General features: G+C 71.6%; 13 protein-coding genes and 1 tRNA gene. 5 read left to right on the forward strand and 9 right to left on the reverse strand.

What is annotated here, in order from left to right:
- Positions 1 to 400 (reverse strand): hydrolase (locus tag VI078_02150; GenBank protein HEY5998089.1); only part of this gene is annotated, 400 nt, incomplete at its 3' end.
- A 135-nt stretch (positions 401 to 535) separates the two neighbouring features.
- On the reverse strand, positions 536 to 1,549 hold the full coding sequence (locus tag VI078_02155; GenBank protein HEY5998090.1) for a methyltransferase: 1,014 nt from the start codon (positions 1,547 to 1,549) through the stop codon (positions 536 to 538).
- A gap of 323 nt (positions 1,550 to 1,872) precedes the next feature.
- Between VI078_02155 and VI078_02160 the strand changes: the two genes are divergently transcribed.
- The 3 genes from VI078_02160 to VI078_02170 all read left to right on the forward strand — a co-directional run bounded on the left by VI078_02160 (position 1,873) and on the right by VI078_02170 (position 5,645).
- Positions 1,873 to 4,143, forward strand: a complete 2,271-nt coding sequence (locus VI078_02160) for a hypothetical protein (GenBank protein ID HEY5998091.1) — start codon at positions 1,873 to 1,875, stop codon at positions 4,141 to 4,143.
- 107 nt (positions 4,144 to 4,250) lie between these two features.
- A complete protein-coding gene (locus VI078_02165; GenBank protein HEY5998092.1) occupies positions 4,251 to 5,192 on the forward strand; it encodes a hypothetical protein in 942 nt (313 codons plus the stop codon).
- A 9-nt stretch (positions 5,193 to 5,201) separates the two neighbouring features.
- Positions 5,202 to 5,645 (forward strand): PPC domain-containing DNA-binding protein, encoded by a 444-nt coding sequence (locus VI078_02170; protein HEY5998093.1) that lies wholly within the window; start codon positions 5,202 to 5,204, stop codon positions 5,643 to 5,645.
- A 119-nt stretch (positions 5,646 to 5,764) separates the two neighbouring features.
- Here VI078_02170 and VI078_02175 read toward each other — a convergent pair whose 3' ends face one another.
- Together VI078_02175 and VI078_02180 are read right to left on the reverse strand one after the other, a co-directional pair.
- Entirely contained in the window at positions 5,765 to 6,256 is a 492-nt protein-coding gene (locus VI078_02175; GenBank protein HEY5998094.1) for a hypothetical protein, read from the reverse strand.
- 219 nt (positions 6,257 to 6,475) lie between these two features.
- Positions 6,476 to 6,552, reverse strand: a tRNA-Met gene (locus VI078_02180).
- A gap of 218 nt (positions 6,553 to 6,770) precedes the next feature.
- Here VI078_02180 and VI078_02185 point away from each other — a divergent pair.
- Both VI078_02185 and VI078_02190 read left to right on the forward strand, forming a co-directional pair.
- Positions 6,771 to 7,883, forward strand: coding sequence for an aminopeptidase (locus VI078_02185; GenBank protein HEY5998095.1), 1,113 nt, complete (start codon positions 6,771 to 6,773; stop codon positions 7,881 to 7,883).
- Positions 7,880 to 8,338, forward strand: coding sequence for a hypothetical protein (locus tag VI078_02190; GenBank protein ID HEY5998096.1), 459 nt, complete (start codon positions 7,880 to 7,882; stop codon positions 8,336 to 8,338). Before VI078_02185 ends, VI078_02190 begins: the two co-directional genes overlap by 4 nt.
- Positions 8,339 to 8,385: 47 nt before the next feature.
- On the opposite strand, the gene VI078_02195 is transcribed toward VI078_02190, so the two are convergent.
- The 5 genes from VI078_02195 to VI078_02215 all read right to left on the reverse strand — a co-directional run.
- Positions 8,386 to 9,597, reverse strand: a complete 1,212-nt coding sequence (locus VI078_02195; GenBank protein HEY5998097.1) for a glycosyltransferase — start codon at positions 9,595 to 9,597, stop codon at positions 8,386 to 8,388.
- Positions 9,594 to 10,895 (reverse strand): FAD-dependent oxidoreductase, encoded by a 1,302-nt coding sequence (locus tag VI078_02200; protein HEY5998098.1) that lies wholly within the window; start codon positions 10,893 to 10,895, stop codon positions 9,594 to 9,596. The genes VI078_02195 and VI078_02200 overlap by 4 nt, the downstream gene beginning before the upstream one ends.
- 209 nt (positions 10,896 to 11,104) lie before the next feature.
- Positions 11,105 to 12,142 carry an MraY family glycosyltransferase gene (locus tag VI078_02205; protein HEY5998099.1) on the reverse strand — a complete coding sequence of 346 codons (1,038 nt, stop codon included), beginning with the start codon at positions 12,140 to 12,142 and terminating at the stop codon, positions 11,105 to 11,107.
- Positions 12,143 to 12,176: 34 nt separating this feature from the next.
- A complete protein-coding gene (locus tag VI078_02210) occupies positions 12,177 to 12,809 on the reverse strand; it encodes a V-type ATP synthase subunit D (protein HEY5998100.1) in 633 nt (210 codons plus the stop codon).
- Between the two features lie 12 nt (positions 12,810 to 12,821).
- Positions 12,822 to 14,195: V-type ATP synthase subunit B (locus VI078_02215; GenBank protein ID HEY5998101.1), on the reverse strand; the 1,374-nt coding region annotated here is incomplete at its 5' end.

Here is a 14,195-nt window from a genome sequence, read left to right on the forward strand (position 1 = left end):
AGACGACGGCCGCGACCCGCTCGGGCCACTCCGCGGCGGCCACCAGCGCCGCGGCCGCGCCGGTGCTGGCGCCGAACAGGCCCAGCCGCAGGGTGCGCGTCGCCGGCGAGCGCCCGAGCCATTCCAGCGCGCCCAGAAGCCGCTCGCCGAGGAACGGGATGTCGAACCTCAGGTGGCCGCCGACCGCGTCCGCGCGCTCCTCCGGCAGCGTCAGCAGGTCGATCAGGAGCGTGCCGAGACCGGCGCGGCGCAGCGCGGCGGCAACGGCGCGGTTGCGCGGGCTGTGGCGGCTGCTGCCGCTCCCGTGGGCGAACAGCACGACGCCCGACGCCTTCGCGGGCAGCGACAACTCGCCCTCGATGACGCCGCCACCGGCGGGCAGACGAACAAGTTCTTCCATTCCGGACCTCCCACGCGCCGCTGCGCGCATCCGCGTGACGCGGAGACACCTGGAATATAGTGCCTGGCGGCTGCGGCTGACCGCATCGCCGGCGTCAGGACAGAATGGGGTGATTCCTTCAGCGGGGACGCCGCGTCAGTTGGCGGCGCGCAGCTTCTCCCCCCGCAGGATGCCCGATGGCGCCTGCGGCGGCATCGGCAGGCGCCGGATGCCTGCGATCCCGGCCTCCTCGAGCATCTCCCGCAGCTCGCACTCCGCGTAGGAGCGCCCCGAGGGGGTCCCGAGCAGCATGTTCAGCGAGAAGAGCGCGGGGTACACGGGACCGTCCTTGGCGTCGTCGAGGATGAACTCGTGCACGAGGAAGACGCCCCCCGGCTCGAGCGCCGCGGCGGCCTTGCGGATGATCCGCCGGCACTCCTCCGGCCCCTCGCCGTGGAGGATGTGGCTGAGCCACACCGCGTCGTAGGGCCCCCCGAGGTCGTCCTCGAGGAAGTCGCCGGCGGCGAACGACACCCTGCCCTCCAGGCCGTAGCGCGCCGCGATGCGCGCGGCCGTCGTGGCGGTGTCCGGCAGGTCGAACACCGTGGCGGCGAGGCCGGGGTTCGCCAGGCAAAAGTTGGCGGCGTAGGTCCCCGGGCCGCCGCCGAGGTCCAGCAGCCGCCGCCGGCCGCGCAGGTCGACCTCGCGCGTCACCTGCGGGGCGAGCAGCATCGCCGAGTTGTGCATGCCCATGAGGAACGCCTCTCGCACCTCCCCGCCCGCGTGGCTCGAGCGCGAGCGCACGGGGCGGCCCGCGGCGACGGCTTCGTGCAGCCGCGCCCAGGACTCCATGAGGTGATGGTGGTGCTGGATCATGTGGCCGAGATACTCCGGCGAGTCCTCCCGCAGGTACCGCTCCGAGAAGGGCGTCGCGGCGTAACGCCCCTGCGACTTGACGGCGAGGCCCAGGGCGGTGAGCGCGTCGAGCAGCACGCCGACCCCGCGCGCGTCGCCCTTGACGGCGGCGGCGATGTCCGCGGCCGCGGCCGGCCTCTCGCCGAGAGCCGAGAAGACGCCGAGGGCGACGCCGGCCTGGATGGCCGCTGAGGCCCAGTAGGCGCCGGATGTCCTGAGCAGTTCCTGGGGTGTCCACTCCTTGGTGTTCGGCATGGCGGATTCCTCCTTTGGCCAGAAGATAGCACCTCGGGGGCGCGGTCGCGCCTCCCGGTGGCAATTCCGGCCCCGAGGGCCCATATTCGATCCATCGAAAGATCTGTCGCCCGAAGGCGGCCTTCGACCCAGGCACGTCCCTCAACGGCTCGCGGTACCCGCGGTTCAGGCCGCCACCTGCCGCCTCGAGGCCTGTCGAGCCGGGATGAGGGGGGTGCGCAATGGTCGGATGTCGCCGTCCAACGCAACGCAACGGATTCCGCAGGGGGCTTTCACACGCGCTGGCGCTCGCTGCGGCGCTGGGCGCGGCTGCGACGGTCGCAGTGCCCGGCGCCGCCGCGGCGCCCAAGAACCTCGAGCGCGTGCTGCCGGCGGTCGGGGAGACCGAGATCGGCCCCGGTGCCCTCGTCAACACGCTCGGGCTCCGGTCCGCCAGGAAGGCAGTCGCGGGAAGGTACGTCACGATCGCCGATGGGCAGCGGCTCCTGCGTACCCGCGTCGCCAACCAGCTCTTCGCCGAGTTCGGCGTGTTCCGCGACGAGCAGGGGCGGTTCAGGCTGCTCGGGGCCGACGGCAGGTGGGTGAGCCTGCGCCTGAGCACGGCGCGTCACAGGTACGAGGTCGGGACCTGGGCCGGCAGGTGGAGCGCCGCGTGGTCATTCAGGCTCACGCGGCCCGCGACGGTCCCCGCGGCCGTCCTCGGCGAGCTGACGGCTGCCGGGATCGACAGCAGGCAGGTCCTCTGCGTCCTCGCCTACTCTCCCTTCGGGGCCCCGCGCGGGCTGCTCGCCACCTCCGACACCGGGGTGATGCAGCTCAACCCCGCGGGCGTGTGCGGCGCGAGCACCGCGACGCTGTTCATCACGGACAGCGTCAGGAAGGGCGCGGACCCGGCGGCCCTCGTCAGGGGCGTGCGCATCGACCCGGTCACCTTCGTCCGCTTCGTCCCGCCGGACGGGCCCGCGCTGACCCTGAGCCTCGACGACCGGCGGCTGATGCGCAACGAGGTCATCGCGTACTTCGACATGCTCGCCAGCTACAACGACTTCCTCCTCAACGACATCCGAGACGCGGTGTGGCGGACGACCGAGGGGCTGCTGACGACGAGCTACACCATCCCCGGTGACAAGGCGAAGGAGATCAACCTCGCCGATTTCTTCGTCAAGCGGGCGTCCTACGCGCTCGACCTCATTCCGGTCTACGGGACGATCGCCTCGGGGGTGTTGAAGGCGACCTACGACACCGTCGAGCTGGGGATCGCCATCGCGCACAACGCGAACCTCGCCGGCCCCCGCGTCGTCGAGAGCGTGACGAACGAGGTGCTGCACACGGCGATCGAGATCCAGAACGAGTACAACGTGGCGTACTCGCACTTCGGGCGGAACCTCGAGAAGATGCGCAACGCGACCCTGGAGGGGTGCACCGACCCGGCCGCGTGCACCTCGGACCGCAAGCTCGTGGCGTGGCTGCAGGCCGACCCGATGAAGAACGTCACCGCCGACGTGGCGCGCCTCACCCGCGAGACCGAAGTCGCGCTCCAGGAGGTCGCCATCTGGCAGAGGCTGCTGCCCATCCGCGGGCTGCTCTGGGCGCACCCGGACCTCCAGTACATGCCCAGGCAGGCGTCGTCCACCAACTGCGATCCGGGGTATCCGCTCAACTCGGCCTTCAGGAACGACGACGTGCTGGACCACTACGTGACGTGGGCCACGGGCACGGGCCACCCGGCGCTGGGCGTCCCGCTGGTGACGACGGCGGTCTACTACCCCTACTACAACTGGTACCAGCCGGGGTGGTGCGCCGGCACGGACGTCCACCGGGCCTACCGGCAGGGCTGGATCCTCGGGCTGGCCAACGACGACGCCTCCGCCGTGACGCCGCTGGGGACCGCCCTCGCCCGGCGGCTGTTCGCCCCGTGGAACCCCGACGACCCGGTCGGGTCGGGCTTCGGCCTTTCGCGGGCCGATGTCGCGTGCGGGTGGCTCACCAACAGGGCGCGCGGGTACATGGGCCGAGCCGGGTACTACTTCGACCCCTGCCACTTCGCGTTCACCGACGTCGGTGGTTCGAACGTCAGCCCCCACGAGGGCGAGAGCCCCTACCTCGCGGCCTGGGCGTGGACGGTGTCGTTCTGGACGCCGGCCCCCGGCGAGGTCGCGGCCGGCCGGCAGCAGACCGACCCGGACGTAACGTCACCCTTGGTCCCGAATCTGGACTTCGGTTCCTGCGCCGCGTTCCAGGCCGGGAGCACGAAGTCCGTGGCCGGGGGAGCCGCCGTCAAAGTCTACTTCACGAACCTGTACGACGGCGCCATCGACATCTACCGCATCCGCACTGACGGGGCCACCAGACTCGCGTTCACCCTCGCCCGGCAGGACCAGCTGGCGCGCCCGCTCGGCGGCGACAACCAGAAGGGCCCCCTGCACCTGAGGTACTCGAGCCTCGTCAACACGACGGCCGGGATGTCGTTCCTGGTCCGCAAGCACGGCAGCGGGGAATGCATCGGCACCTGGACGGCGCGCGCGCTGCCGGCCGGAGCGCCCGTCGGCTACTCGGTGGCGGAGGTGCACGGCGACAACACCGTCCTCTACTGAGGGGAGGAGCCCGGATTCCGCCTGTCCTGGTTGACTTTGCCGGGGAGGACCGCTAAATTCCGCGCACCGATTTGCCGGCGGACCCCGGCGCGGGGCAGGAGGACGGTATGCTTCCGAGTCGCATGGCGGCCGCGGTCGCGGCAACGCTGCTGACCTTTGCGACCCTTCCGGCCGGCAACGTCGCCGCTGCCGCGCAGCCCGGGGGATACATCGCGTATCAGTCCCTGCGCGACGGACAGTGGCGCATCGTGCGCATGAACAGCGACGGCAGCGGGCAGACCGTGCTTCCCGGCGCGGGAAACGACACCGCGCCCATCTGGCTTTGGAGCGGGCGGATCCTGTTCAACTCCGACCGCAGCGGGATGTGGAAGATCTACACGATGGCGGCGGACGGCAGCGACCAGCGCGTCCTCACGCGCGGCACGCTGGCGGAGGAGCACGCCGGCCTCGGCGGCGCCGGCAGTCTCCTGCTCATCCGGACGGGGCCGCGGAGGTTCCGGATCCGGAACCTGCGCACGGGCGCCGTCAAGCCGGTCTCCTTCGCCAGCTTCCCCGGCTACGGCGGCGAGTTCTGGCCCGCGCTCTCGCCGGACGGCCGCAGGATCGCGTTCCTCTTCAAGGGCGGCACCGGCGCCCCGCGCGCGGAGTACTCGGCGGCGATCACCGAGACGACGGACCGCTTCGTCGTCGGTCAGGCGACGCTGGTCGCCGGCGGCTGCTTCAACTCGTGGGCGAAGGACTCCAACAGCTTCCTCATGTGCGTCATCACCGATGATGTCGGAGGCTCCGATCTCTATCTCGCGACGCGCGGCGCGGGCGGCTACTGGAAGAAGACGCGCGTGACCGCCGCGGCGGGCTGGGACTACTTCCCGGCCTGGTCGCCGGACAACAGCTGGATCGTCTGGGCCGCCGCCCCGGTGGCGGACCACCCCTTCGAGAGCCCGACGTACGAGATCTATGCCCGCCCCGCCGCCGGCGGCGAGCCCGTGCAGCTCACGAGCGACGGCTACGCGGACAACGCGCCGAGCTGGAGTGTGGCGGGGCCCTGAGGGCGCGCCGTGCGCTGGTCTGAAGCTCGCACCGGCCGCGTCTTCGTCATCCGCCTTGAGACCGGCGACCGTCTCCCCGACGCCATGGAGCAACTCGCGGCGGCGCGGGGAGTCGAACGCGGCTTCCTCGTGGTGCTTGGCGGCGCTGCCGACGGGAGCCGGGTCGTCGTCGGCCCGGAGGACGGCAATGCTCTTCCGCCGGTGCCGATGATCCACGCTCTCGTCGGAGTCCACGAGATTGCCGGCGTCGGGACGATCTTCCCCGACGCCGCCGGGAAGCCGTCGGTCCACCTGCACGCCGCGCTGGGGCGGGGTGCCACGGCCGTCGCGGGCTGCACCCGTCCCGGCGTCGATATCTGGACCGTGGGCGAGGTCGTGCTCGTCGAACTGCTGGGCACAGAGGCCCGGCGCGAGACGGATCCGGCGACGGGGTTCTCGCTTCTCGAACCGTAGGAGAACCAGGGTCCCCGACGTCCTCGTCGTCGGACCGCTGGCCGGTCAACTGCTACATCGTCGGGTGCGACGAGACGCGGGTCCTGTTCTTCGAGTGACACAGGCAAGGCGCCTTCATTCTATGGGTCATAGCTCTGCGCCCGTTCATCCCAGTCGATTGCCTTCAACCGCTCCAGTACGCTCGGATCAATCGGCATCGCCAGGGTGTCTTGAAACCAGACGACCGTGAGGGAAGAGCAACACCCCTCCTTGCCCACGATCTCGTCCGAACGAAGATCAGCCATGCAGGTCACCACGGGAAGCCGCTCGAGCTTCATCCCCCGGGAGAGGAGATCGTCTCGCGCCCCTTCGGGGAATTCGTGCCCCCACGCGATGGGCTCGGGTTCGATCAAGAAGACCGGCGTACTCCCGTGCCCGAACTCATCCGCTTCCTCCCGAGCCCTGCCGATTACCCCCGCGTTGACCTCCGGCGTCGGATAGACCTGCAGAAAGTCGATGTACGTCCGCCGCTGATTCAGCCTGTCGAACCACAGCTCCCGCCCCTTGTCGTTGGTGATCACGATTGGCAATTCGAGGAAGAACCGGAGATCCGTCATCTTCTCCTCAGCCAACTCTCCTGAACGGCCTCAGGTCAGCAGACAGACGCATCGTACCGCATCTGCAGGGCGTGGTGAAGCGCAACTCCCCTCCCGGTGAACCACGGGCGTGACGCCCTCCTGCCATGTTTGCCGGTCCGGCCACGGTCGATCCATGCCAGAAAATGAAACTGGCTCCGGACCGCCCGCAGGTCGGAATCACCTGCCGCGTCCCGGAGCCAATTGTGTATGGCTTGGTAGCGGGGGCAGGATTCGAACCTGCGACCTTTGGGTTATGAGCCCAACGAGCTACCGGACTGCTCCACCCCGCGTCGTTGGAGGGAGAATAGAGGGGGTCGGCTGATTTGTCAAGGAAGGCGGGGCGAAGAGGCCTTGAAATCCCCCTGGATCCCCCTTTGCCAAAAGGGGAAGGGCCGGGTGACAGCTACCCGAAGAACGCGGAAACCTTGTATTATTCCGTGCGTCGTCAGTTCGCCACCAGCGTGATCCCCCGCCCGCGGCCCGGGCCCGGGGCAGGAAGGAGGCCTTCGTGAAGGACGAGAGGATCGAGCGGCTCGCCGAGGTCATCACCGGCTACTCCACAGGCGTCAAGCGCGGCGACGTGGTGCTCATCAGCGCCTCCGGGGAGGAGTGCCAGCCGCTGCTCAAGGCGGTGCACCGGCGCTGCCTCGAGCGCGGCGCCAAGTACGTCGAGATCCAGTTCTCGTTCCCGGAGGTCGCCCGCGACCTCTACCGCTTCGGCTCGAAGGAGCAGCTCTCGCACTTCCCCGCGCACCGCCTGGCGTTCCTCAAGCAGGTCGACGTGTCGATCGGCATCGCCGCGGAGGCCAACTCGATGGTGCTCGCCGGCGTCGACCAGCGCAAGGTGATCGCGCACCAGCGGGTGCTGCGGCCGCTGCTGGACTGGCGCGTCAACCGCACGCGCTGGGTGGTGCTGCGTTACCCGACGCACGGGATGGCGCAGCAGGCAGGGATGTCGCTGGAGGAACTGGAGGACCACGTCTTCGCCTCGTGCACGCTGGATTGGGCCGCCGTCTCCAAGCGCCAGGACCCGCTCGTGCGGCTGATGGCGCGGACCGACGAGGTGCGCATCGAGGCGCCCGACAGCGATCTGCGCCTGTCGATCCGCGGCATCCCGCCGGCGAAGGCGGACGGCCACCGCAACCTGCCGGACGGGGAGGTCTTCACCGCGCCGGTGAAGACCAGCGCCGAGGGGCACATCGTCTTCAACTGCCCGACGATCCAGGGCGGCCAGCCCTTCGACGACATCCGGCTGACCTTCCGGCGCGGCCGCGCTGTCGAGGGGACCGCCGCGGACGGGGCGGAACGGCTCGGACGGGTCCTCGACACCGACGCGGGGTCGCGCTACCTCGGCGAGTTCGCGTTCGGGCTCAACCCCGGCATCACGCGCCCGATGCGCAACATCCTCTTCGACGAGAAGATCTTCGGCTCGATCCACCTCGCGCTCGGCAACGCCTATCGCAAGTGCGACAACCGCAACCGCTCGTCGATCCACTGGGACCTCGTGAAGATCTTCGGGCCGGGCAGCCGCGTGAGCTTCGACGGTACGCCGATCATGGTCGACGGGCGCTTCGTGCACCCGTCGCTGAAGCCGCTCAACCCGCCCGCGGGCCGGAAGTGAGGGAGGCGGCGGCCGCCCGCCGCGGACCCGCCCGGGCGACGTTCCTCGCAGCGTGGGGCGGGATGCTCGCGGCGACGCTGGCGCTCGCGGGGATCGGGTCGCTCGCGACGCCGGCGGGCCTCGGCGCCGGTCCGGCCGGCGGCGCATCCGCGCTCCCGGCGGGGATCGCGCTGTTCGCCGTGCTCTGCGCCATCGCGGTGCCGCTGCTCGCGCGTGTCCTGCTGGCGCCTGAGCGGATCGCCCCGCGACTGCCGGCGCCAGATGCCGCCCTCGTGCGCCGCTACCTGCTCGTCGGCCACCTCGCGCTCTGGTCGCTCGCGGCGCTGCCCGCGCTGCTCGGCCTGGCGCAGCTGTTCCTCGGCGGCTCGCCGGCGACGCACTACGCCCTCTGCGCGCTTTCGCTGGTGGGGCTGGCGTGGCTGATGCCGACGGCGCGGCGGGTCGGGGGGCGGTAGGGCGCCGCTTCGAAAGCCCCCCTGCCCCCCTTTGCCAAAGGGGGTTCTTAGGTCAAGAGCCGCTCGTACAGCTCCTCCTGCTGCCGCACCATGAGGTCGGCGTCGAACTCGCCGACGCGCCCGCGCCCGGCCGCGCCCATCGCCGCCGCGCGCGCCGGGTCCAGCAGCAGCTCCGCGACGTGCGCGGCAGCGCCGGCGACGTCGCCCGGTTCCACGAGATAGCCGCTGACGCCGTCGGCGACCGCCTCGGGGGCGCCGTCGACACGGTACGCGACCACAGGCCGCGCGGCGGCCATCGCCTGCGGGAACACGCGCGGCAGTCCTTCCCAGAGCGAGGTCAGCACCAGGACGTCGAGGCACGGGATGATCTGCTCGGGGTCGCGGCGCCAGCCGAGCAGGCGGACGCGCTCGCCGAGACCGCTGCGTGCGATCTCCGCCTCGACCTCCAGGCGCAGCGGGCCGTCCCCCGCCAGCACGAACTGCGCGCCGGGGACGCGCGCGGCGACAAGCGCGGCCACGCGCACGAAGTCCACGGGGTTCTTCTGCGGCTTGAAGTTGCCGATCATCCCGGCGAGCGGCCGCGCCGGGTCGAGCCCCAGCTCCCGGCGCTTGGCCGCGCGGTCGATCCCCGCCCCCGCAAAGCGCGCGAGCTCGATGCCGCTGCGGATCAGCGTCGCGCGCTCGCGCGGGAAGAGCCCGAGCGCAACCCCCTCCTCGATGTCGGCCTGCGCGACCGCGATGAAGTGCGTCGTCCGCCGCGCCGCCAGCCGCTCGAGCGCGACGTAGGCGCGCCGGACCGCCGGGCGCTGCCGCGGATGGAACGGATAGCCGTGGATGGAGTGGATGACCACCGGCACGCCCGCGGCCGCCGCGGCCATCCTGCCGAGGATGCCCGCCTTGCTGCTGTGCGTGTGGACGATCAGCGCCGGCGGACGCGCCCCCCCGGCGGCGGCCCTGGCGCGCGCGACCTCATCGCGGAAGAGCCGGACGAGTTCGCGATACGCCAGCGCCTCGCGGTGCGGTCGCACCTCGCGGACGAGGTGGCGCAGGAAGCGCGCCTCGTAGCGCCCCGACGCCGCCTCCCGTCGCGCCTCGTCGATCAGCAGCCCCTCGCTGCCCGCGACGAGCATCCCGGAGAAGCGCGCCGGGTCCAGGTGTCCGAGCGTGTAGAGGGTGTTCTGCTGCGCGCCGCCCAGCTCCAGCTTCGTGATGACATGGGCGACGCGGACCGGAGTGCGCACCGCGCGCGCTGCGCTCATGCCGGGCCGGCGGCGATAGTCCGCGCGGCCTCGCGCCCCTGCGCGAGCGCGTCCTCCATCGCGGAGTACTCCCAGGCGCCGTAGCGCCCGATCGAGTGGACGCCGCGCTCCGCCAGCGCCGCGTGGATTCCGGGGAGCACTCGCGCCCGGTGGCGGTCGTAGAGGACGTACGCGTAGGGGACGTGGATGAGGTCCAGCGTCGCCGGCTCCTCGCCGGGCTCGAGGAAGCCCGCGCGCTCCAGTCCCCGGCGGATGCGCGGCCACAGCTCCTGGCAGCCCGCGCGGGCGCCGAACGGCAGCGTCGCCTCCACGTAGAGCGCGTGGTGGCCGGCCGGGGCGTTCGCCGGCGCGAAGTTCGTCGAGACCCCGACGCGGTAGAAGGGGTACGCCGGGTCGGGGAAGTAGCACCAGTGCGCGTCGGTGCGGGCCGGCCGCGCCAGCCCGACGTTCGCGACGCAGATCCGCACGCAGCGCAGTTTCTCGGCGGCGGCGGCAACGGCCGGCGGCAGGCCGTCGCTCATGCGCACCAGCTCCGGCAGCGGCGCCGTCGACACGAGCCGCTCGAAGTCCCACGTGCGCCCCGACAGCGTCTCGACGCGGCGCCGCCCCAGGTCGACGCGCACCACCTTCTCGCCGAGGTGCAGCCCGAAGTTGCCCCGGGCGAGCGCCGCGGCGAGCACGCCGATCCCGCCCTCGCGCGGGTACTCGAAGACCGTGTTGTAGCCGAGGCGCAGGTCGGCGCCCGGCCGCGCCGCTTCCTGGATCTGCGCCGCCGTCGGCACCGGGACGGCCCACGCCGCCCACGCGGGGTCGATGCGCTTGAGCGGCACGCGCCACATCTTGCGGTTGTAGGGGCCGAGGAAGTGCCGGACGATGCCGTCGCCGAAGTGGAAGCGCAGCCAGCCCTCGAAGTCCGCCGGGGCGACCGCCCCCGCCGCCTTCTCGCCGGCCGCGCGGAAGAAGCCGCGCAGGCACTCGTCGCGGACCCGCGCCGGCAGCTCGAAGAGGTGCGCCTGGAAGGGGTAGTGCACCCAGCGCCGGCCCGAGCGCACCATCGCGCGGCGGCGGTGGCGGGCGAGCGCGCCGGGGACGAGCGAGCCGACGAAGCGGCGGATCGGCGGCTGGCGGAAGTGCAGCAGGTGCCCCGAGATATCGAAGGTGTAGCCGTCGCGGGTGTACGAACGGCACAGACCGCCGACGGTCGGCGCCGCCTCCAGCACCGTCGCCGCCCGCCCGAGGTGCCAGGCGGCGGAGAGCCCCGCGAGCCCTCCGCCGATGATGACTGTCCCCTGACTCACGGACTGATTCTACAACATGCCTACAAACCGCTCAGAGCGCTCCGTCAGACTTCTGTCCCGAGGCAGGTCGCGGGGTCCGGTCGCTGCGGGCCTTGATCGGCAGTGTGCCCCCGGGGGGGACAGCCGCGAAGCGGCGCCATCGGGGGGCGCCGCCCCCCAAGGAAGCGCCGGCCAGATGGCAATGCATGCTCGAGGCACGTGGCCCGGCGCTACAGGCCCATGTCGATCTTCTTGAGCCAGGCGGCCAAGCCAAGCGCACCCAGGCCGAGCACGCAGAGCACGCCGACTGCGCCGCGCCCGTCCAGCAGCATGATCGCCACCCCGGCGGCGCCGAGCAGCGCCGTCGTCGCGTAGCTCGCCGCCACCGTCTGGCGCACCGAGAGCCGCCAGCGGCGCAGCCGCAGCGCCACGTGGTCGGGGCTCCCCAGGAACATCGACACGCCGCGGCGGTAGCGGATGTACATGACGAACAGCGTGTCGAACACCGGCACGCCGAGGATCACGAGCGGCACGAGCACGCCGAGGTTGTTGTGCTCGGTGTAGCGGCCGATCATCGCCAGCGCGCCGAGGTTCAGCCCGATGAAGAGGCTGCCGGTGTCGCCGAGGTAGATCCGCGCCGGCTGGAAGTTGTAGCGCACGAAGCCCGCGAGCGCCCCGGCGAGCGTCGCCGTGAGGATCGCGATCTGGTGGTTCCCGTTGATGAGGGCGACGACGAGCAGCGCGAGGGCGACCAGCAGCCCGACGCCCGAGGCGAGGCCGTCCATGATGTCGATGAGGTTGATGGCGTTGGCGACGCCGACGAGCCACAGCAGCGTCAGCGGCCAGTTCGCCCACCAGGGGAGCCAGACGATCTGCATCACGATCCCCGCCTTCATCAGCACGAGCGCCGCGAGCGACTGCCCCAGGAACTTGGCGCGCGGGGAGATCGCGCCGATGTCGTCGACGAGGCCCAGCAGCACGACCATCGTCCCGGCCAGCAGCAGCGCGAGCACCTCGCGGCTGAAGGAGTAGGTGATGCCGAGGGTGACGAGGAACGCTAGGTAGACCGCCGCGCCGCCCAGGTACGGGACGGGCTCGCTCTGGCGCTTGAGCTTGCCGTCCGGGCGGTCGACGAGGCCGTACTGCCGCGCGATCCGCATCGCCACGGGGGTGAGGCGGTCGGCGAGCAGCGCCGCCAGCAGCCCCGAGAGCGCCACGAGAAACCACTGCCCGTGGCCGGTGGCGAAGAAAGCGGCGGCGGCGTCCATGAGCCGCCCCAACATACCAGAGCGGCCGCCGGGGTCACAACTGCGCGGCGCGCGAGCGGCGCTTGAGCCGCTTGAGCCGGAAGGTCTCCTCGCGCGAGCGCTCCTCCAGCACGGCGAGGATGCCGGCGACGTCGCGGCGCAGCCCCGGGATGAGGATCTGCTCCAGCGCGTTGACCCGGCTGCTCGTGGCGCGCACCTCCTCGCCGAGCCGGCGCAGCCGCGTCTCCTGCACGGCGATGACGAGCGCCTGGTTGAGGATTCTCTCGAAGGCGGCCGCCGTCTCCTCGATGAGCACCGGGGTCGTGGCCGGGTTGTAGCCGCGGGCATCGAAGGCGCGCACGAGATCGCGCGCCTCGATCTCCGGCACCGCCACGCCCCAGATGCGCTTGTCGTGCACCTCCAGCGGCAGGGTGCGCCGCGTGCCCATCGCCGCCGACTCCAGCGTGAACTCGCCCTCGAGCGCCTTGGCGGCGTGCACGGTGCTCATCCCGGCGCGGCAGAGGTCCGTCAACTCGTGGCGCGAGTCCACGACCGTGTCGACGGCCGCCATGAACTCCTTCATCAGCGCGTCGCGCTTGCCCTTGAGCAGCCGCGCCCCCTCGACCGCGGTCGTGATCTGCCCCTTGAGGGCCAGCAGCTCCATCCGGGTCGGGTTGACGCGCGCCACGGGCCTCGCCCCCTACGGATAGACGGAGTCGCGCTTCTCTTCGTGCTCGAGGATGTCCTCCTCGATGCGCCGGTAGTACTTGTGGAGGATGCCCTTCTGCACGCGGATCAACTCCTCCTCGGGGAGCGCGCCGAGGATCCGCCAGCCCAGGTCGAGGGTCTCCTCGATGCCGCGGTCGGCCGCGCCCTGGCCGACGAACATGCGCTCGAACTGCTCGGCCACCGCGAGGTACTTGCGGTCCAGCTCGGAGAGCCCGCCCTCGCCGACGATCGCCTCGAGCCGGCGCAGGTCGCGACCCTGGGCGTACGCCGAGTAGAGCTGGTCGGCGAGCCCCTTGTGGTCCTCGCGCGTCTTGCCCGCCCCGAGGCCGAGGTTCATCAGCCGCGAGAGCGAGGGGAGCACGTCGATCGGCGGGTAGACGCCCTTGCGGTGCAGCGCGCGCGAGAGCACCACCTGCCCCTCGGTGATGTACCCGGTGAGGTCCGGGATCGGGTGCGTGATGTCGTCGTCGGGCATCGAGAGGATCGGGATCTGCGTGATCGACCCGGGCTTGCCCCGCACGCGCCCGGCTCGCTCGTAGATCGTCGCCAGGTCGCTGTAGAGGTAGCCGGGGTAGCCGCGGCGGCCGGGGATCTCCTCGCGCGCCGTCGAGACCTCGCGCACGGCCTCGCAGTAGTTGGTCATGTCGGTCAGCAGCACGAGCACGTGCAGGCCCCGCTCGAAGGCCAGGTACTCGGCGGCGGTCAGCGCGAAGCGCGGCGTGAGGATGCGCTCGATCGTCGGGTCGTCCGCGCGGTTGAGATAGATCACGGTGCGGTCCAGCGCCCCCGATTCCTCGAAGCTCGCGAGGAAGAAGGAGGCCTCGCGGAAAGTGATGCCCATCGCGGCGAAGATCACGGCGAACTGCTCGCCCTCGCCGCGCACCTGGGCCTGGCGCACGATCTGCGCGGCGATCTCGTTGGCCGGCAGGCCCGCCCCCGAGAAGATCGGCAGCTTCTGGCCGCGCACGAGCGTGGTCAGGCCGTCGATCGTGGAGATGCCGGTCTGGATGAAGTCCGCCGGCTTCTCGCGCGCCGCCGGGTTCATCGGCTGGCCGTTGATGTCGACGCGCCGCTCGGGCACCAGCGGCGGCCCGCCGTCGATCGGCAGGCCCGCGCCGTTGAAGACGCGGCCGAGCATCTCCGGCGCGAGGTCCGCCCGCGCGAGGTCCGCGGTGAAGAGCACCCGCGTGCGCTCGGCGTCGATCCCCGCCGTCTCCTCGAAGACCTGGACCACGACGTTGCGCTCGGAGACCTCCAGGACCTGCCCGCGGCGCTCCGGCCCCTCCGGCGGGCGGATGCGCACCAGCTCCCCGACGGTCGCGCGCGAGACGCCGCCGAGGAAGAG

The organism is bacterium (assembly GCA_036524115.1).
Taxonomy (GTDB): Bacteria; JAUVQV01; JAUVQV01; order JAUVQV01; family DATDCY01; genus DATDCY01.

Excerpts from the sequence above, each read along its gene's own strand:
- VI078_02165 (HEY5998092.1), top strand. The coding sequence starts at position 4,251 with ATGCTTCCGAGTCGCATGGCGGCCGCGGTCGCGGCAACGCTGCTGACC.
- VI078_02205 (HEY5998099.1), bottom strand. The coding sequence starts at position 12,142 with ATGGACGCCGCCGCCGCTTTCTTCGCCACCGGCCACGGGCAGTGGTTT.
- VI078_02155 (HEY5998090.1), bottom strand. The coding sequence starts at position 1,549 with ATGCCGAACACCAAGGAGTGGACACCCCAGGAACTGCTCAGGACATCC.
- VI078_02195 (HEY5998097.1), bottom strand. The coding sequence starts at position 9,597 with ATGAGCGCAGCGCGCGCGGTGCGCACTCCGGTCCGCGTCGCCCATGTC.